At 67.7% G+C, this 18801-nt stretch carries 16 protein-coding genes and 1 pseudogene; 8 read left to right on the top strand and 9 right to left on the bottom strand.

Annotated elements, in window-relative coordinates; all coding sequences use genetic code 11:
- Nucleotides 1-18 precede the first annotated feature (18 nt).
- The 3 genes from Q7S93_RS01470 to Q7S93_RS01460 form a co-directional block, all read right to left on the bottom strand.
- Nucleotides 19-2178 carry an AGE family epimerase/isomerase gene (locus Q7S93_RS01470; RefSeq protein WP_304711764.1) on the bottom strand — a complete coding sequence of 720 codons (2160 nt, stop codon included), beginning with the start codon at nt 2176-2178 and terminating at the stop codon, nt 19-21.
- A gap of 204 nt (nt 2179-2382) precedes the next feature.
- A complete protein-coding gene (locus Q7S93_RS01465) occupies nt 2383-3372 on the bottom strand; it encodes an NAD-dependent epimerase/dehydratase family protein (RefSeq protein ID WP_304711763.1) in 990 nt (329 codons plus the stop codon).
- A 102-nt stretch (nt 3373-3474) separates the two neighbouring features.
- Nucleotides 3475-3660, bottom strand: coding sequence for a DUF3008 family protein (locus tag Q7S93_RS01460; protein WP_304711762.1), 186 nt, complete (start codon nt 3658-3660; stop codon nt 3475-3477).
- Nucleotides 3661-4283: 623 nt separating this feature from the next.
- Here Q7S93_RS01460 and Q7S93_RS01455 point away from each other — a divergent pair.
- Nucleotides 4284-5171: a WecB/TagA/CpsF family glycosyltransferase gene (locus Q7S93_RS01455; protein ID WP_370652040.1), complete on the top strand. Its 888-nt coding sequence runs from the start codon at nt 4284-4286 to the stop codon at nt 5169-5171.
- Here the strand turns inward: Q7S93_RS01455 and Q7S93_RS01450 are convergent.
- Nucleotides 5100-5663: pseudogene (locus Q7S93_RS01450) on the bottom strand (SapC family protein); the annotation flags it as partial. The gene Q7S93_RS01455 and the pseudogene Q7S93_RS01450 overlap by 72 nt on opposite strands.
- A 262-nt stretch (nt 5664-5925) precedes the next feature.
- On the opposite strand from Q7S93_RS01450, the gene Q7S93_RS01445 reads away from it, so the two are divergent.
- Nucleotides 5926-6540, top strand: a complete 615-nt coding sequence (locus Q7S93_RS01445) for a class I SAM-dependent methyltransferase (RefSeq protein WP_304711760.1) — start codon at nt 5926-5928, stop codon at nt 6538-6540.
- Nucleotides 6541-6558: 18 nt separating this feature from the next.
- On the opposite strand, the gene Q7S93_RS01440 is transcribed toward Q7S93_RS01445, so the two are convergent.
- The 3 genes from Q7S93_RS01440 to Q7S93_RS01430 are packed head-to-tail and all read right to left on the bottom strand — an operon-like array spanning nt 6559 to nt 9646.
- Nucleotides 6559-7614 (bottom strand): hypothetical protein, encoded by a 1056-nt coding sequence (locus Q7S93_RS01440; protein ID WP_304711758.1) that lies wholly within the window; start codon nt 7612-7614, stop codon nt 6559-6561.
- Entirely contained in the window at nt 7611-8348 is a 738-nt protein-coding gene (locus Q7S93_RS01435) for a class I SAM-dependent methyltransferase (protein ID WP_304711756.1), read from the bottom strand. The genes Q7S93_RS01440 and Q7S93_RS01435 overlap by 4 nt, the downstream gene beginning before the upstream one ends.
- Complete coding sequence (locus Q7S93_RS01430; protein WP_304711755.1) at nt 8342-9646, bottom strand: glycosyltransferase family 4 protein; 1305 nt, start codon at nt 9644-9646, stop codon at nt 8342-8344. Before Q7S93_RS01430 ends, Q7S93_RS01435 begins: the two co-directional genes overlap by 7 nt.
- 457 nt (nt 9647-10103) lie before the next feature.
- Between Q7S93_RS01430 and Q7S93_RS01425 the strand changes: the two genes are divergently transcribed.
- From Q7S93_RS01425 to Q7S93_RS01415, 3 genes are read left to right on the top strand one after another with little or no spacing between them, the layout of a single operon-like run.
- On the top strand, nt 10104-10565 hold the full coding sequence (locus Q7S93_RS01425) for a helix-turn-helix domain-containing protein (RefSeq protein WP_304711754.1): 462 nt from the start codon (nt 10104-10106) through the stop codon (nt 10563-10565).
- 41 nt (nt 10566-10606) lie between these two features.
- On the top strand, nt 10607-11275 hold the full coding sequence (locus tag Q7S93_RS01420; RefSeq protein WP_304711752.1) for a hypothetical protein: 669 nt from the start codon (nt 10607-10609) through the stop codon (nt 11273-11275).
- Nucleotides 11272-11610 (top strand): DUF1153 domain-containing protein, encoded by a 339-nt coding sequence (locus tag Q7S93_RS01415; RefSeq protein ID WP_304711750.1) that lies wholly within the window; start codon nt 11272-11274, stop codon nt 11608-11610. The genes Q7S93_RS01420 and Q7S93_RS01415 overlap by 4 nt, the downstream gene beginning before the upstream one ends.
- A 30-nt stretch (nt 11611-11640) precedes the next feature.
- Here Q7S93_RS01415 and Q7S93_RS01410 read toward each other — a convergent pair whose 3' ends face one another.
- Nucleotides 11641-12435, bottom strand: coding sequence for a competence/damage-inducible protein A (locus Q7S93_RS01410; RefSeq protein ID WP_304711749.1), 795 nt, complete (start codon nt 12433-12435; stop codon nt 11641-11643).
- A 58-nt stretch (nt 12436-12493) separates the two neighbouring features.
- Between Q7S93_RS01410 and sfsA the strand changes: the two genes are divergently transcribed.
- The 3 genes from sfsA (at nt 12494) to map (ending at nt 17652) form a co-directional block, all read left to right on the top strand.
- Entirely contained in the window at nt 12494-13195 is a 702-nt protein-coding gene (gene sfsA / locus Q7S93_RS01405) for a DNA/RNA nuclease SfsA (RefSeq protein ID WP_304711747.1), read from the top strand.
- A gap of 156 nt (nt 13196-13351) precedes the next feature.
- On the top strand, nt 13352-16678 hold the full coding sequence (locus Q7S93_RS01400) for an autotransporter outer membrane beta-barrel domain-containing protein (RefSeq protein ID WP_304711746.1): 3327 nt from the start codon (nt 13352-13354) through the stop codon (nt 16676-16678).
- Between the two features lie 149 nt (nt 16679-16827).
- Complete coding sequence (map, locus tag Q7S93_RS01395; protein WP_304711744.1) at nt 16828-17652, top strand: type I methionyl aminopeptidase; 825 nt, start codon at nt 16828-16830, stop codon at nt 17650-17652.
- 119 nt (nt 17653-17771) lie between these two features.
- Here the strand turns inward: map and Q7S93_RS01390 are convergent, their stop codons facing one another.
- Complete coding sequence (locus Q7S93_RS01390) at nt 17772-18755, bottom strand: NADP-dependent oxidoreductase (RefSeq protein ID WP_304711743.1); 984 nt, start codon at nt 18753-18755, stop codon at nt 17772-17774.
- Between the last annotated feature and the right edge of the window lie 46 nt (nt 18756-18801).

Genomic DNA, 18801 nt, shown 5'->3' with positions numbered 1-18801 from the left:
AAATGATGGGCAGATCGCTCAGCCTATACTTGGAAACATCATACAGGCTGCCGCCAGGTGATAGAATGAACTGGCCGGGGCCGGCTCGGTTCGGAAACGGCCGCTGGCCTCGCAGGCGTCGGCCCAGACGCCCCGTGCTGGCGTATCGAGGTAGCGGACCAGGGCGCGGGCCGGCGCCAGAACGTCCTCGCCCAGGATCAGGGCGGCCTTCAGCCACTCGGTCTGCGGCCACAGGCGGGCATTGGCGTCGCGCACGGTGAAGTCGTCGTTCAGGGCGTTGATGGCCACGCCGCGCTTGGCGTCGACGCCCCGGAGACCGGCGGCGTAGAGGCGGCGGGCGGCCTGGTGGCAGCGGGCCTCGCCGGTCCGCCTGGCCCAGCGTTCCAGCAGCCAGGCCCATTCGAACTGGTGGCCGGGCTCGATCAGGCGGCCGTCCTCGCCGGGCGCCGGCGCCCAGTCGGAGTCGAAGAATTCCCTTAAGGCGCCGCCGTCGGCATCGATGAAGCGGGTCAGGGCCAGTTCGATGATCTCGGCGGCCAGGGCCTGCCATTCCGGGCCGCCGCCCGCCTCGGCCCAGGCCATGGCGGCCTCGAGCAGGTGCATGTGGGCGTTGGCCTGGAAGGGATGGGCGCCTTGCTCGCGGAAGCCGCCCGCCGGATGACGCATGACCTGAAGGGCCGCCAGCAGGCGCTGCCCCTCGGCGGCCAGGTCCGTATGGCCGGGATCGGCCTGGTTCAGGGTGGCCATGGCCAGCAGGGCGAAGGCCTGGTCATAGAGGGCCGCGGTCTCGTCCACCGGCTCGCCCTCGTTCGACACCACGGCGCGGAACAGGCCGTCGGGGCGACGATAGCGGGACAGGAAATAGTCCATCCCGTGCCAGGCGGCCTGACGCCAGGGTCCCTGCCAGCCCATCAGGCCAGCAGTGGCGTAGACGAAGGTCTGGCGGGTCTGGACCCGGGAGCGTCGCGGCGCGTCGACCGGCGCGCCCTCCGGCGTAAGGGCCTCGCGGAAGCCGCCCCGCACATGGTCGGCGCCCAGGGTCCACCACAGCGGCAGGGCGCTGGTCTTCAGCCACTGGTCGAACCAGGCGGCCGCCTGATCCACCGTGTCGAACGGCGCGACCGGCGCCACGGTCTCACGGCCCTGCGCCTTTAGCTGATCGACGGCGGTCTTGACCTGCTGGCTGGAGGCCAGGTCGCAGACCAGGATCTGGCCGCCATCGGCCACCACGGCGAGGTCCTTGACCCCCACCAGGGTCACCTGCATCCCGGCCGGCGCCCGGACCAGGCAGCCGGTCGAGCCGACCATCAGCGCCTCGCCCCGGACGCCGTTGCCCCTGGCGTCCTTGTCGCTGGCCTGCCAGACCGCGTCCCAGGCGCCGAGGTCGGACCAGGCGAAGTCCACGGGGAGGACAGCGGCCCGCCGGGTCTTCTCCATGACTGCATAGTCGATGGAAATCTTGGGCGCCGTCCGGAACGTCTCGGCCAGCACGCTCTGCCCCGCGGCGCATGTACTGACGGCGGCCCGGGCGGCCTCGGCGATGGCCGGGGCGAAGGCGTCCAGTTCGGCCATGAGCACGTCGGCGGCCACGACGAAGTTGCCGCTGTTCCAAAGATATCCGGCCTCGATATAGGCCTGGGCCGTCGCCGCGTCAGGCTTCTCGACAAAGGCCTGCACCGGGCGCACAGGCCCGGTCGCCTCGCCCGGCGATATGTAGCCATAGGCGACCGAAGGGCCATCCGGGCGCATCCCTAGGGTGACGATCTGGCCCTGGCGGGCGGCGTCAACAGCCGTCAGTGCGGCGGCCCGGAAGGCGGCGCCATCGGGCATGTGGTGATCGGCGGCGACCACAATGGCGACGCCCTCAGCATCGCGCCCCGCGATCCAGGCGCAGGCCGCCGCCATGGCCGGGGCGGAGTCCCGGGGCTCAGGCTCCAGCAGAACCGTGGCCGAGACGCCGATTTCGCCCAGCTGGGCGGCGATCATTTCGGCATGGGCGATGCCGGCCACGATGACCATGTCGCCTGCCTGTCCCAGGTCGACGACCCGCAGGACGGTCTCCTGGAACATGGACCGCGCGCCCACGAGGGGGAGAAACTGCTTGGGATGGGACGGACGTGACGCCGGCCACAGGCGCGAGCCTGAGCCGCCGCACATGATGACGGGATAGATGGCCAACTGAGATCTTCCCCCGCACTGCGGCGTATCGCGTTGGGAGCCAGATACGCCCCTTCGCGCGAAAAAGCGCCAGTTCTCGGTTAGCGTGCAAGTCCTGCGCCGGCCAAGCCTAAAGCCGCTCATTCTGCGCGGCGGCTGCTTATCGGCTGATTTTATTGCGCCTGCATCACAGGCCGCTCGGCTTCCTTGCGCGAACGCTGCGCATCACCGTCCGACGCCTTGGCCATGAAAGGCCCGCCACCAGGCGACGAACCGCGGGATGCCCTCTTCCAGCGAGACCTTGGGCGCATAGCCTGTGAGCGCCGCGAGCTTGGAGATGTCGGCATAGGTGGTCGTCACATCCCCGGGCTGCATGGGCAGGAACACCTTCTGCGCGGTCTTCCCCAACGCCGCTTCCAGCAGCGCGATCATGTCCATCAGGCCCACGGGCCGGCTGTCGCCAATATTCAGGATGCGGTTGACCCCCGGCTCGGGGGGATGGTCGAGGGCGCCGATCACGCCATCGACGATGTCGTCGATATAGGTGAAGTCCCGGGCCATCTGGCCCTGTCCGAACACCTCGATGGGTTCGCCGGCCAGAATCTTCTCGGTGAACGAGAAATAGGCCATGTCGGGCCGGCCCCAGGGGCCATAGACGGTAAAGAACCGCAGGCCCGTCTGCGGGAAGCCATAGAGCTTGCCATAGGCGTGGCTCATGAGCTCACAGGCGCGCTTGGTGGCCGCATAGAGCGAGACCGGCGCATCGACGGCGTCCTCCTCGCGAAAGCCCGCGCCATCCCCGGGCCGATCCCCATAGACCGAGCTCGACGAGGCATAGACCAGGTGCTCGAAGCCCGGCGCATGGCGGCAGGCCTCCATCACCGACAGGTGGCCCGCCAGGTTGGAGCGCTCATAGGCGAAGGGGTTTTCGATGGAGTGGCGCACGCCGGCCTGGGCGGCCAGGTGCACGACGCGCCGCGCGCCGCACTCAGCCATAAGGGCCGCAAAGGCCGGGGCGTCGGCAATATCCATGCGCACCATGCGAAAGGCCGGATAGGCCTCCAGCCGCGCAGCACGGGCGGCCTTCAGCGCCGGATCGTAATAGGCGTTGAACTCGTCGACGCCGACCACGGCGTGGCCCCGGAGCAGCAGGCGCTCGGCCACGTGCATGCCGATGAAGCCGGCTGCGCCGGTGACGATGACGGGCGCCGCCATGACCAAGCTTGGAACTCCATTCCACGACCGGGCGATCGAACCGCCGAGCCGCGCAGGGGTCGCACGAAATCACGGCCAGGTGAAGCTCGCGCCGTGGAGCCGTCAGTCGGACTTGTGCTGCGGCTTATCCTTGCGGGAGGTGGACGCCATCTTCTCGAGCTCCTTCTCGCTCATCGACTTGACCATCGATTTCGAGGCGCCCTTGAGCTCGGATTTGGGCGTGTCGCCGCGCTTGGCCGACAGGGCGGCGCCGGCGGCCTTTTGCTGGGCGGCGGATTTGGCGGGCATGTCGCATCTCCTGAAAGACCTGATGCGACGCCAACCAACCTTGCCGGCGTGGAGTTCCTAGGGCCCCCTCTGGGATTTGGTGCGGACGGCGGGAATCGAACCCGCACTTCCTTTCGGAAAACAGATTTTCGTACCACTTCGACTTTCGCCGCCCGCCCGTCACCTGGGCTGTTCGTGGTCTGGACTATCCCTTCGCCCTAGCCGCATGGCCTTAGGCGCCGCCCGTCTAGTCTCTACACCTTCCGCCGGCGAACCGGGGCTTGGCTCGGGATTAGCCTAGGTCGCCCCTTAGCCTTCCCCGAATTTGAGCGGTTCTACGCCGCGGATTTCCCCGCGGGCACTCTGAAGTCAAAGTCTGCTGCGTCTACCAGTTTCGCCACGTCCGCATGGCCTGGGTCGTGCCACAGCCGCGCGCGTCAGGCGAGGGGCAAGTGCGCAAAAGGCGCGGGCGAAAGGCCGGCTTAACCCGGCCGGCCTAGGTTCGGCGTCTCGCAAACCCTCAACGGACGGATCAAGTGGAACGGCGCAGGTCCCCCCGCCCCTCGGTCCGAGCGGTCGATCGCCCTCGGACAAGGGTCGCCGTTCTGGGCGGTGAGATCGATCTGACGCGCCCGGAAGAGGTGATGACCCTCCTCGCCACCTGGGTGTCGACCGGCGCGCCGGCTCTGATCGCCAACCACAACCTGCACAGTCTCTATCTCCTCCAGAAGCGGCCCGAGCTGGCCGCCTTCTTCGCCGAGGCCGACCTCATCGAGGCGGACTCCACCCCGCTGCTGGTCTTCGCCGGCCTGCTGGGTTGGCCTGCCCGGCCGTTCCATCGCTGCACCTATCTCGACTGGCGGCCCCAGTTCTGGAGTCTGGCCAACCGTCATGGCTGGCGGGTCTTCTATCTGGGCGCGGCGCCCGGCGTGGCGCAACGGGCCGCTGAGCGCCTGTCCGCGGCCTATCCCGGCGCGGTGATCGGCGTCCGCGACGGCTATTTCGATCCTGAGCCCAACTCCGCCGACAACGCCGCCGTCCTCGACACGATCACAGCCTTTGCGCCGGACGTCCTGCTGGTCGGCATGGGGATGCCGCGGCAGGAGTTCTGGATCCTCGACAACCGCGCCGCCCTGCCGTCCTGCGTCATCCTGCCGGTGGGCGCAGCCTTCGACTATGAGGCCGGGGCGCAAAAGGCCGCGCCCCGCTGGATGGGACGGGCGGGACTGGAATGGCTGTTCCGTCTTGTGTCAGATCCCGGGCGGCTCTGGCGGCGCTATGGCCTGGAGCCGTGGTCCCTGCTCGGCCCGGCCCTGGCCGATCTCCGCCAGGCGCACGGCGAGAGCCGCCTGGGGCGACGGACGCGCTCAGGCCGCCTGTCTGTCCCCCAGCCGGTCAGCGAGGCGGCCCCAGTTCAGGGCGGCCTGCATCTGGGCGTAGATGGCCGCGAGCCAGCCGCGGCGGCGCAGATCGAGAAAGACCTCGTCGCTGAGCCCCCGAAAGCGGGACTCGTCGATGGTGAGAAAGCCTGACAGGGACACCTTGGCGCCCTCTGGCACCTCCACCACGGCGGTGCGGCTTTCCAGCAGGTCGAGCTCCAGCAGTTGCTCGACGAAGGGTATGGTGGCCCGCTCGGCGGCCTGGGCCGAGCGGCAAAAGGTCATGGCCGACTCCAGCAATGCGCTCGGCCTGTCCCCATCGAACAGGGGCTTGCCGGCGGTCTCGCTCAGCACCTCTGGGCGGTTCTCGATGCACAGGGTGATCAGCTCGCCTTCCTGACCGAGGACGAAGGGAAAGCGACGGACATAGATGGGCACATAGGCGCCCTCCCGCCAGCGGCCCTTACTATCGACAAAGAGGTTCTCGCCCTCACGCAGCCCCAGGATCGCCAGGGGCCGGGGCCTAGGCTCACGGCTGAAGGCGATCGGGTACCACGGCGCGGCCAGGGGAATTTCCGACAGCGTGAGAGGCACGGCGTTGGCGCCGCCAGCGAACCCATAGTCGAGAGGCGTACGAAGACGCATCGTCCCGTGCTGAGCGAAGGTGATCGGGGCTATATTCTCGTAGAAGAGCAGCGTCATGCCGGTACGCGCCCCCTTTTTGCAGACGGACTGATCAGGATTCGGACAAACTAAAGCGGACCAACAGGCGCCGATGCAAGCCCTGGACCGCTGACTCCTGTGGCCCTGCGACCACGCTATCCTACCGAGGCGCCCATCGCATCCTGCCCAGAAGCCGTCTATGTGCGAACCCCCAACCTGCCGACTTGCCCGAAGAGACACCACAATGCTGGCTCTGCCCCTGGATATCGACCAGATCAAAGGCTTCCTCGATCCGGCGGAGGGCGCAGCCTTGCAGCGAGCCGCCCTGGCTGGCGCGCCGCTCGGCGCCTGTCTTGAGATCGGCGCCTATTGCGGCAAGTCGGCGGTCTATATCGGCACAGCCTGCAAGAGCGTGGGCGCCGCCCTGTTCTCGATCGACCACCACCGAGGGTCAGAGGAAAACCAGCCCGGCTGGGAGTACCACGACCCCGACCTCTGGGACGCCGAAGCCGGGGCCATGGACACCCTGCCCGTCCTTCGCCGCACCCTGCGGGCTGCGGGCCTGGAAGACACGGTGGTCCCCGTCGTGGGGCGCTCAGCGACGGTGGCTGCTCTCTGGGGCGGGCGGCTGGGCTTCCTGTTCATCGATGGGGGCCACACCCTGGAGGCGGCGCTCGCCGACTATCGCGGATGGACGCCGCACCTCACGCCCGGCGGACTGCTGGCGATCCACGACGTCTTTCCCGATCCCGCAGACGGGGGCCGGCCGCCCTTCGAAATCTATCAGCGGGCGCTCGCCTCCGACCTGTTCGCGGAGGTGGAGGCGGTCAAGAGCCTGCGGGTGCTCCGCCGACTCTAGCCGGCTTGCGGGTCGGCCCTAACGGACCAGGACCGCGGAGGCTCGGGTCAGGTCGTAGACGGCGTCGTGCGCCAGGATGGCGGCGGCCTGAGTCCAGGTGGGCCGCTCCTCGGGCCAGATGATCGCCTCTTCGAACTGCCATCCCATCCAATAGGCGCCATTGGCGTCCCGGTGGGCGTCCTGCCAGGTCAGGAGTTCGGCGGCCTGGTCACGACGATCAAGCGCGATGAGCGTCATCACCAGTTCGCAGGATTCCGCCACGGTGGCCCAGGGCTGCTCGACCACGCAGCGGCAGCCGACACCAGGCTCGACGAACCGGTCCCATCCGGCGTCCAGCCGTTCGAGCGCCGCCGCGCCCTGCAAGGCGCCGCCCAGCATCGGATAGTACCAGTCCATGGCGAATCCCGAGCGGTCGGCGGTCCGGTCGAAGCGCGCCGGGCGGCCACGCAGCGCCTCGCCAAGCTGCGCCCGGGCCGCCCCCCAGGCGGGCTGGGGCTCGCCGACCAGGTTCGCCAATCGAAGGGCGCAGTCCAGGCTCTTGTGGATCGAGGCGCAGCCGGCGCGCACGGCGTCATCGGCCGAGGTCCCATGGGCTTCCTGCGACCACGAAATGTCGCCCTGCGGGTGTTGCAGGCTCAGGATGAAGGCCATCGCCTTGCGCACCATGGGCCAGTAGCGGCGGGCGACCTCGGCCTCGCCGGTGAGGGTCACGAAGTGCCAGACGACGACGGCGCAATAGGCGGCGAAATTGGTGTCGCGGAAGGCGGGCGGCTGGACCCGCGCCATATGCAGCCGATCGGCCATGGGCAGCATGTTGCCGTACTCGCCGAGCCAGCCGCCGTCGGCGCCTTGGCGCGCCATGAGGCAGTCGAGACCGGCGCGGGCGGCGTCCCACTCCCCGGCGACCGCCAGGCCCATGACGCACTCCCCATGGTTCCAGGGGTCCCAGGGACCGCCGGTGAACCAGGGAATGGCGCCGTCAGGCTCCTGAGCCTCCAGCATGCAGCTCACCGCGCCGCCCAGGGGATCGCGCGGCCGAGGGGGCGCCCGGCGCGAAACCACGCCCTGACTCATGTCGCGGCCTCGCCGGCCATGGCCGATTTGCGGAAATAGAAGGCGACGCTCTTGCCCATGATCGGATTGGCCAGCGCCTCAAGACCTTGGGTCAGGGCGGGCTTTTCCATCAGGTCCCACACCAGGAAGCGGTGATAGGCCTTGATCATCGGATGATCGTCCTGGCGGCTCCAGAAGGCGGTTTTGAGCCACCAATAGGGACTGTGCAGACCATGCGCATAGTGCTGCCCCAGGAACCGGTAGCCAAGGCGTTCGATCTCCCGGCGCAGGCTGTCTTCCTGGAAGATGCGAACATGGCCGCCAGGCTGGTCGGCATAGCCGCCCTTTCCCGGCGCGAGCTTCCAGCAGATGGCCTCGGGCCAGGCCCGGGGGACCGTGGGGGAAAACACGCCGCCCGGCTTCAGGACCCGGCTGATCTCGGCCAGCACCGCGAAATAGTCGTCCAGGTGCTCGAGCACTTCGGAGCAGATGACCGCGTCGAAGGTCGCCTCGGCGAACGGCAGGCGATAGGCGTCGCCCTTGATAAAGGCGCAGGCCCCCGGCTTCGCAGGCTTGGGCAATTCGCCCACCCCGGTCATCGCCTTGCGAAGGGAGGGGAGATCCATGTCCAGGCCGACGACATTGACGCCGTCCTCCAGATGGACCCCGTGACAATGACGCCCTTCGCCGCAACCCAGATCCAGAACCCAGTCCCCCGGCCGCAGGGCCAGGCGGTCTATTTTCACGGTCAGCACGCCGAGATCACCGCATCTTCGAGGACCGTTTCATAGGCGGCCGCGGCCCGGTCCCAGGAGAACACGTCGCGCGCGCGACGGCGACTGGCCTCGCCAAGGGCCGTGCGCTTGGCTGGATCATCGAGCAATTGTGCGATCGCCGTGGCCAGGGCCTGGGGATCGCCGCGTCGCACCACGATCCCGGCCTCCCCCACCACTTCGGGCAGGGCGCCGCCGTCCGTGACCACCACCGGCGAGGCGCAACTCATGGCCTCTGCCGCCGGCAGGCCGAAGCCTTCGTATAGGGACGGCGTCACACAGACTGTGGCCCGGGCGTACTGCTCGGCCATCTCTTCACCGCTCAGATCGCTGATGAAGCTGACCCGATCGGCCAGGCCCAGGCTGTTGAGCAGTTTTCCAGTGGGGCCATCCGGCTTGAGCTTGCCGATGACCACCAGCTCAAGATCGGGATAGGCCGGCAGCAGATCGGCATAGGCCTGAATCAGGACGCCCAGCCCCTTCAGGGGCACATCGGCGCTAGCGGTGGTCAGCAGCCGACGATCACGCCGACGCAGGTCAGGCTGTGGGCGAAAGACGTTCTGATCGACCCCGATGGGGATGGCCGTCATCCGCTCGGGCGCAATGTTCAGATACTGAGCGACATCGCGCCCTGCGCTCTTGGACACCACGATCACCCTGTCCAGCTTGGGCGCCACATGCTCCTGCATACCCAGGAAGCTGTACCAGCGGCGGATCAGCCAACGGACCTTCCTGTCGGGTTCGGCGTCCAGGGCCAGTTCCAGGTCCCGCCGGATCGGGTGATGGATCACGCCCACCACCGGCAGGCCTGCGCGCTGGGCGTCGAGCAGTCCGTAGCAGAGCGACTGGTTGTCGATGACCACGTCATAGTCGCGGATATGCGCCTTCAGATAGCGGGCGACTCGACGACCGAAGGTGTAGGGCTCCATGAACTTGCCCGACAGGTGGCCGAAATACTCCGCCAGGTCCGTCCAGCTCAGAAGATGCTTCAGACGCAAGGCTAGATGCCCATTATGGGGTTGAGCATAGAGGTCAAGGGACGGGATCTTGACCAACTCGACCCCTGCCGGGAGATCGGGATAGGGCGGTCCAGACAGGATATCGACCTTATGGCCCCGAGCGGCCAGGGCCCGCGCCGCCTGAAAAAGGTAAACGCCCTGCCCGCCGACGCGAGGATCGGATCGATACGACAGGAAGGCGATCCTCAGCGGACCGCCTCTTCGCACGCGGCCGGAATGGGGCGGATGAAGGACGTCAGTGGCTAGGGGGGTGTCGAGCATGCCTGGGGGGTCTACAGCCTGAAAGAGCGAGAGCCTAGGCGAACCTCGCCTTCCCCGCGCGTATGTTGTTCAAGTGAAACGCAACCCAGCGCGTTTCGATCATTTGAGGCTCGCGCCGCGCCATTGCTCGAATGTTGCGGCGTGTGTCGACGGCGCCGACCCCCCGAAATAATGGCGAAGTTTGCCACCGTGACGGGCAACCGGCGCCCTGGGTGAGGTTAATAAATTCCCGTCAAAGGCGAATTATTTCCGCCAGGCCCCTTGCGCTTTCCATCCCCCAATGGCCATTGGGCGAACGCGCTCAAGCTCCGCCTGCAGCCGAGGCGTTTCGACCAGAAGCCGCCCCTTAACGGTTCGTTAACCATCCAAATTGAGCACAGCGTGCCCATATTGCGCACCGACTTGCTTGCCAAATTGTCGCAGGGGACCACCTTAGAGTGGAATTTGCGAGGTTGTCATGGTCACCGAACCTTCAGCACACTGGCCCTTAGCGAGAGTGAAATCTCATTCTTCTGATAACTTTACATCTCTGATGTATCGCTTTCACTTGGCCGCTAGCACGCTGTTCAAGTTGACGTCGTCATGGCGCGCGAAGTGCGGAAATGATTCAGAAGCGCTATACATCTACACGGCCTTTTTGCTTGCCCTAGCGGCAGAGGCGGTGAAGTCCGTTGGCCTGAACGAAGAAGACATGGGCGATGAAGTGACCGCCACATTGTCGGCCTTCAGCATCGCCTCTATGACAGGCATCCCCAGGGAAACAGTCCGCCGCAAGCTGCGGATCCTGTCGGAGCGGGGCATGATCGTGCCAGGTCCCGGCTCGGCTTTCAGCCTGACACTCGCTCGCGAGGCGATCCGGGAGTTTGTTCAACGCGCCCAGCCCCTGGAGCTCCCCTACGATTGGGAGGCCCTCCAATGATCGGCTCAGACTCCCCGTCGGCCCAGATATTCAATCTTGAATTGAGCCGAGAACCCGACGCTGTAGACGCCCCCCAGCCCGCCGCACCCTATTTCTTCGGGTCGGGTCTGCTGAGCCAGGATAGTGATCGGCGTGTGGTGGAGTACTGCCTGCTCGACACCTTCGCCACGATTGCGCTGAAGTTCCGGGCCGAATGGACCCTGACCTTCAGCCATGGCCGCCTGCGCTGGCAGCCGGGGTCGGACGCCTTGGCTGGTCTTCTGATGTTGCGCCTGGCCGTGGCCCGCGAGACCGTGGTCATCGCCAGCCGCAAGGCTGAGGACTCTCTTCTGCCCATCTCCGCCATCGAGGAGGCCCGGCGTGTGATCGAGGGCCAGGAGTTCTACGAGAACCGTCAGCTCCGGGCGCGCGCGCCGGCCGCCTGCGCCCGCATGGCCCGCGCCCACGCTGAGGCCCTGGAATCGGAGTTCACCGCCTTCCTGGTGGCCGCCCGGCTGCATGAGGTCTGGGCCATCGGCGAGGAGGCTCTGCGCAATCCCCCCGAGGACGTCGCCGACGCCGTGATCGTGCCCTTCCCCATGGAGGAGGCCCGCAGTTTTCAACCGCCAGCCCGAGAGCCGCGCCCCGTGGGCGCCCAGTTGCTCTCGCGCCTGCTTGATCCATTCACCGGGCGGGCGCATGCGCCGCCCCCGGAGGGACGTCCCCAATGAGCCAGCCAGGCGATATCCTTCGCGCCGTCGTCGGCCCCCTGGGCTATCCGATCACCCGCGACACCCTGCCGCCGCCGGACACCGTGCGGTGGAACGCCCGGCGCAAGGCCGAGCTTCTGCTCGCCATCCGCGCCGAGCTGATCTCCCTGCGTGAGGCTGTGGCCCTCTATAAGCTGTCGGCCGAAGAAATCGCCGGCTGGCTCAGCCTGTTTGAACGCCATGGCCTGGACGGCCTGAAGACCACCCGCGCCCAGACCTATCGCCCCGCCAAGAGCCGCCGCGTCCAGACGCCGTCGCAGCCCTTTGGCCAGCCGGCCCAGACGGCGATCCCCTGACGCCATCGGCCCCTGGGCCAGCGCCGGCTCTCAGGCCGGCGTCTCCACGACCTGCACCTGCTCGATGCCGGCCGCGCGCAGCACGGCAATGAGTTCGCTTAGGGTCGCCTCGACCTCCGCAGGGTCGCGGCCGCGGATCACCAGGTTCGAGCCAAACCCGTCGGCCCCATAAAATGGATAGCTGCCCAGCGAGAGGGCGGGATGGGCCTTGGCGAGCCCCTCCAGCGGAGCTGCGATGGCGCCCTCGCCTGAACCCTCGACCCGCAGGGTGCGCGAGACCACGACCGCGCCGCCCTTCAGGCGCGGCCCCACATCCTGCAGCATGCCGCGCATGATCTGCGGCACGCCAGCCAGCACGAACACATTGCCGATGGTGAAACCCGGCGGCCCCTGGACCGGATTGTTCACCAGGTCTCCGCCCACCGGGATCCGCGCCATCCGCCGCCGGGCGGCGTTGACCTCGCCGCCCCACCGGGCCGCCATCATGGCCAGGATATCCGGATGCTCCACCAGCTCGACGCCGAAGGCCGCAGCCACCGCATCGGCGGTGATGTCGTCATGGGTCGGGCCGATCCCGCCGGTGGTGACCACATAGTCGTAGCGGGCGCGCAGGGCGTTCAGCGCCGCCACGATCTCTTCGAGCACATCGGATACGGTTCGCGCCTCGGCCAGCTCCACCCCATGGGCGCCGAGATAGCGGGCGATGTCGCCGAGATTGGTGTCGCGGGTGCGCCCCGACAGGATCTCGTCGCCGATGATCAGCACGGCGGCGGTCACCCGTCCCGCCGTGAAGGGATCAGCCGCGTCGCCCTCGGTCCTGTCCATCGCCCTCGTCCTCACCTAAACCCTGACTGACTACTCAAGGTACGGACTAACGCCACCGATGGATTTCCCGCAACCGCTCAAGCGCGGCCAGCTCATCCAGCGCTACAAGCGCTTCCTGGCCGACATCGTCCTGGAGGACGGGACGGAGATCACCGCCCACTGCCCCAATCCCGGGGCCATGCTCGGCCTCAACATGCCGGGCCTGCCCGTTTGGGTCTCCCGCTCGCCCGATCCCAAGCGCAAGCTCGCCCACACCCTGGAACTGGTGGAGGTCGATGGCGGCCTGGTGGGGATCAACACCATGCATCCCAACCGCCTGGTGGCCGAGGCCCTGGCGGCTGACGCCATCCCCGAGCTCAGCGGCTACGCCAGCCACCGTCGCGAGGTGAAGTACGGCCAGGCCAGCCGCATCGACTTCCTGCTGGAGGAGCCTGACCGCCCCCGCTGCTGGCTGGAGGTCAAGAACTGCCACCTGCGCCGCGCTGGAACCCTGGCGGAGTTTCCCGACTGCGTGGCGGCCCGCTCGACCAAGCACCTGAGGGAACTCGTCGCCATGGCGGCTCAGGGCGACCGGGCCGTCGCGCTCTTCGTCGTCCAGCGCACGGACTGCGACGCCTTCGCCGCCTGCCACGACCTGGATCCGGCCTTCGCCCGGGGGCTGGAAGCGGCGGCCGAGGCTGGGGTCGAGGTGCTGGTCTATGGCTGCGACCTCAGCCCCGAGCGCGTCAGCATCGGCGGTCAGATGCCCTGGGCGCGTTAAGTCGCACCCCCGGATGCTCAGACAGGAAATCTAGACTTTTCTGACTCTTGTGGTCCAACCGGTCAGATTCCTGCGCGAACTTGCCGCAGCGGCCGGTAACTTTCTACCCATGCTCCTGACTGTAGCTCCAGCCCTCATTTCAGCTGGGGGTTCTCCGTGTCTATTCACTCGCTTTCCGTCGCCGCGCCTTCGTCCACCGCCCGCCGCGTCCATGTTTCTGGCGCCTCGCGCCTCGTCCTGGCCGCCCTGGCCGGCGTCGCCCTTGGCCTGCCTGCCCCCGCAGCCGCCGCGCCGCTCTCCAACGAGGTGCTGAGCGGCGACTACATCAAGATCGGGCTTAATGACAAAGGGACCCTCGGGGTCGACGGTAACACCTCACCCGGCGTCCTTTATGACGGAACCGGCACCGGGACCTTCAATCCCGCCTATGACTACCTGACCCCCGGGTCGCCCTTTGAAGGCTTCACGATCAGCGGTGTCGCCAGCAGCGCCTTCACTGCGACCAACAACAACTCCGACCTTAGCTCCGCCGACATAAGCGGCATCCTCACAAGCTATAACGGCGTCGCCTATGGCGGGACGACTAGCGACAATCGGGCCGTCTGGACCGGCTCCTTTGGCGGCTTGTTCAACATCACCCACGACTACGCCTTCAACGCCGACGGCCAGCAGCTCAATATCGGCACAACGATCGAGGCGCTCGCCGATCTCACCGACCTGACCTTCGCCCGCTTTATCGACCCCGACGCGGTGGCCGCCGCCGGCGACTCAAGTTCCACCAACAACGTCCGCGGGGCGACCGGCGTGCCGGAGACCGATCTGGTCTATGCCGAGGCGCTGGCCTCGAAGTACGTCATCGGCCTCTATACGAACGACACGACGACCCACAATTCGGCGATCACAAGCTGGACGTCGAGCACGTCGGACTATCTCGCCGGGACCAATGTGGGCAATGGCGACAACACGATCGGCCTGGGGTTCAGTATCGGCACCTTGCTGATGGGCTCCAAGATCACCCTGGTCTATCGCTACATCTTCGGCACCGACATCGCCGCCGCCGTCCAGGCTAGCGGCGGGGGCGCCCCAGCGGCAAATCCGCCGCCGCCGTCCACCATCGACACCAGCGCCTCCTACAGCGTTGATCAATTGAAGAGCGGCTCGGTCATCCCGGTCTTTGACGGCGGCACCCTGACCCTGGGCTCCACCGGCGACACCGATGTCGACTTCACCATTCTTGAGGCGGGCGGAACCATCGACACCGCCGGCTTCGACCTGACCCTGACGGGCGCGCTCACCGGCGCCGGGCAGCTGACCAAGATCGGCGGCGGGGCGCTCACCCTCACCGGCGACAACACCTATACCGGCGTCAATCTGATGGGCGGCGTCCTGGCCTTCACCCACGCCGGCGCACTGGGCGCCCCAGGTGGACGCATCTCGATCTCACAAGGCGCCCAACTGCAGGCGCTGGGCGACCTCACGGTGGGCCAAACCCTCAACATCGCGTCCGGGCAGGGCGGCGGCATCGACACCGGGGTTCATCAGGTGCGCCTGGACGGCGGAATCATCGGCGGCGGCGCAGTTCAGAAGCTGGGCGGCGGCGTGCTGACCCTGAGCGGCGCTAATGACCACGGTCTTCTAGACATCCAGCAGGGCCGCGTCTTCGTCGAGACCCAGCAGGCGCTCGGCGCGTCCGATGGCGTGATCCTGCTGCAGAGCGGCGCCAGCTTCGGGGTCGGCGGCGACTTCACCATGACCCAGTCGGTGGTCGTCAACGGCGCCGACAGCCAGTTCGACACCGGAAGTCACAATGTGAACCTCACCGGCGCCATCGCCGGCGCCGCCTGCTTCACCAAGGTGGGCGTCGGTCATCTGAACCTGCTGGGCGCCGGCGCCAACGCCATCGGCGCCTGCGTCGAAGAAGGCCGTCTCAGCTTCAACAACCTGTTCGCCGGCAATGTCTGGGTCGAGGCCGGCGGCGAGATGGGCGGCAGCGGCAACATCGCGGGCGACGTGGTGGCCAATGGCCTGGTCTCGCCAGGCAATTCTCCCGGTCGCCTGGTGATCGCCGGCAGCCTGACGCAGTCAGCGGGCAGCGTGCTCGGCCTGGACATCGATGGCTCGACCCCCGGCGTCGGCGCGGGCCACTACGACACCTTGGTGCTGACGGGCTCTGGCGGCGTCTACACCGCCGGCGGCGCGATCGTACCGATCACTCGGGGCATCACCGGCGAGGCGACCAACAGCTTCACCCCGGCCATTGGCGACGCCTTCCAGGTGGTCACCGCCGAGGGCGGCGTTGTCGGCGCCTATGACAGCCTGGTCCAACCCACCAGCGGCATGCCGGCCAATGCCCGCTTCGAGGTGGTCTATCGTCCTGACGCGGTGATCCTGGTGGTGACTCCCGACCGGCTCGCCGCCTTGGGGGGCCGCGCCAACGGCCAGGCCGTGGGCGCCGCCCTCGACACCGTGCGGCCGGCCGCCCATGCGCGCACACAGGCTGCCCCCTTCACCCGCAGCCTGGCCGGTCTGACCCTCGACCAGACGACCCTGGTTCTCCAGCAGGCGTCGGGCGAAATCCATGCGGCGACCCTGGACACGGCGCTGCAGAGCCACCGGGCCGCCCGTACGCCGCTTGGCGCCCGGATCGCCGAGGGTTTCGACACCGACCAGCGAGTCTGGGGCCGGGTGAATGTGGAAACCTGGGACGTAGAATCCGACGCCCGGGCCCTGGGCTATGACAGCGAGCGCACCCATGTGGCGGTCGGCGCCGATCGCCGCCTCAGCGATCAGTTGCTGATCGGGGCCGGCGTCGCCTATTCGGAAACCGAGGTGGACGCTGGCGCGATGGGGGCTGCGACCACCTTCTCCTACCAGGGCTTGGCCTATGCCGGCTGGCGGCAGGGCCCGCACTATGTCGATGGCGCCGTCTCGATCAGCCGCGACAGCTACAAGACGGCGCGAACGATCGCCCTGCCCGCGGGTCCGCAAACGGCCTTCACCAAGCCCAAGGGCGAGGCCTATGGCGTCGACCTCGAGGCAGGTCGCGAATTGGGCTTCCAAGCGCTCGACGTGGCCCTCGTCGCGGGTCTCGCCGCTGACCGCATTGAACGGGACGCCGTTGTCGAGGAAGGCTCGGCGCTTACGGCCCTGAGCCTTTCGGCCGCGACCCGGGACGCCGTGCAGGGCCGCATCGGCCTGCGGGTCAGCCGTCAGGCGCCCTGGGGCGGCCTGATCCTCCGGCCGCAGGCCTCGGCCTTCGTGCTGCAGGAGTTCGCCGACGTTGAGGGCCGCAGCGAGGCTCGCCTCGACGGCGCCGCCTTCACCGCCCGCGCCGCCTCGCCCGGCCGCACGAGCCTGCGCCTGTCAGCCGGGGTCGAGGCGATGGCCGGGGCCAATACGCGCCTCAGCTTCAACTACCGCTATGGCGCGTCTGATCAGAGCGAGAGCCACGCCCTGGCCGCGACAGCGTCCATCGCCTGGTAGGTGAGCACCTACGCCCGCCGCAGCGGATCTGCGGCGGGCGTTGAAGTTTTGTGCTAGGATTGCGACATAGCCCTCATTCAGACGTTTCGCCTGCGCCGCCGCCGAGGTCGGCTGGCTGACCGCAGACGGACCGGGAGTTTCGCACCGCCATGAGCACCACCGACGTTCTCGAAGCCGATTTCCGCGACGGCCAGATCCGCACCCACGGGCCTGAGGGTTTTGAAGGCATGCGCAAGGCCGGCCGGCTGGCGGCCGAATGCCTGGACATGCTGACCCCCTATGTCGTGCCCGGCGTCGTCACCGACGAGCTCGACCGCCTGGCCCGCGAGTTCATCCTCGATCACGGCGCGCTGCCAGCCTGCCTCTTCTATCGGGGCTATTCAAAGACGGTCTGCATCTCGGTCAACCACGTGGTCTGCCACGGCATTCCCGGCGAGCGCGTACTGCGCGAAGGCGACATCGCCAATATCGACGTCACCTGCATCCTCGACGGCTGGCACGGCGACCACAGCCGCATGTATGGGGTCGGCCCGGTTTCGGCCCGGTCCAAGCGGTTGGTGGAGGTGACCTACGAATCCATCGCCCGCGGCATCGCGGCGGTAAAGCCCGGCGCCACCACCGGGGACATCGGCCATGCGATCCAGTCCTATGTGGAGTCCATGCGTTGCTCGGTGGTCCGAGACTTCTGCGGCCATGGCCTGGGCAAGGTGTTCCATGACGCGCCGAACATCCTGCACTTCGGGCAACCGGGTCAGGGCGAGGTGCTGAAGACCGGCATGTTCTTCACCATCGAGCCCATGGTGAACCTGGGCAAGCCGGCGGTGAAGGTGCTGGCCGATGGCTGGACGGCCGTCACCCGCGACAAGTCGCTCTCGGCCCAGTGCGAGCACTCCATCGGCGTCACCGAGGACGGAGCCGAGATCTTCACCGCCTCGCCGGCCGGCCTCTTCCAGCCGCCGATCGAGACGGCCTGAGGATCAGAGGGCGGACGGCCTGAGCGCCTGAATCTTCTGACGTTCCGCCGCACGCGCCCGTCACCGCCGATCCTCTCTGGCGGGCTCGGTCGAAATCCGGCTCTGCGCCGCCTCAGGCCTCAGTCGGCGATGTGGATCAGCATCTTGCCGCTGTTGGCGCCCTCGAACAGGCCGATCAGGCCCTCGGGCGCCCGCTCGAAGCCGTCGAGCACCGTCTCCTGATACTTGATCTGGCCCGACTTCAGCCACGCGGTCATGTCCGCGACGAAGGCGGCGTTCAGGTGGGCGAAGTCGCTGGCCACGAAGCCTTCCATGCGGATGCGGCCATAGATCAGGCTGAACAGGTTCTGCACCCCTTCGCCGCCGCCATTATAGGTCGAGATCATGCCGCAGACCGGAATGCGGCCGCGCACATTCATCCGCGGCAGGGCCGCGTCCAGATGGGCGCCGCCGACATTCTCGAAATAGACGTCGATCCCCTTGGGTGTGGCGTCCTTCAGGGCCTGGGCCAGATCCTGGGTCGTGTAGTTGATCACCGCGTCCAGCCCGACCTCGTCCCTCAGCCAGGCGGCCTTCTCGTCCGAGCCCGTCGAGCCCACCACATGGCAGCCCTTGATCTTGGCGATCTGGGCGGCCACCGATCCGACCGCGCCGGCGGCGGTGGAGATGAAGACCTGCTCGCCGTCCTTCAGCGCGCCGGTTTCCAGCAGACCGCCATAGGCCGTGATCCCGGTGCCGCCCAGGGCGTGCATATAGACGCTGAGCGGCAGGTCGGGATCGCGCTGGAGACGCGACACGCCCTTGCCGTCCGAGACGAAGGTCTCGCGGAATCCGGCCCCGTGGCGAACCAGGTCGCCTTCCTTGAACTTCGGGTTCCGGGACTGGACGACCCGGCCGATGCCGCCGCCCAGCAGGGGCGCATCCAGGGCCTGATCGGCGTCCAGCCGCGGCCGCATATAGGGGTCCACCGACATGATGAGCGCGCTCACCTGGATCTCGCCTTCGCCGGCGTCGGCCACGGGGACCTCCACCAGGGCGAAGTCGGCGGCCACGGGCTTGCCATTGGGACGGCGGACGAGATGGATCTGGCGGGTCTGGGTCATGGGAAGGTGATAGCGCTCATCGGACGTTCGACCCAGAGCTCGGCAT

The organism is Phenylobacterium sp., from assembly GCF_030646615.1.
Taxonomy (GTDB): Bacteria; Pseudomonadota; Alphaproteobacteria; order Caulobacterales; family Caulobacteraceae; genus Phenylobacterium.
Note: the sequence above shows the minus strand (reverse complement) of the source record. Positions and strands in the feature narration are given on the sequence as shown.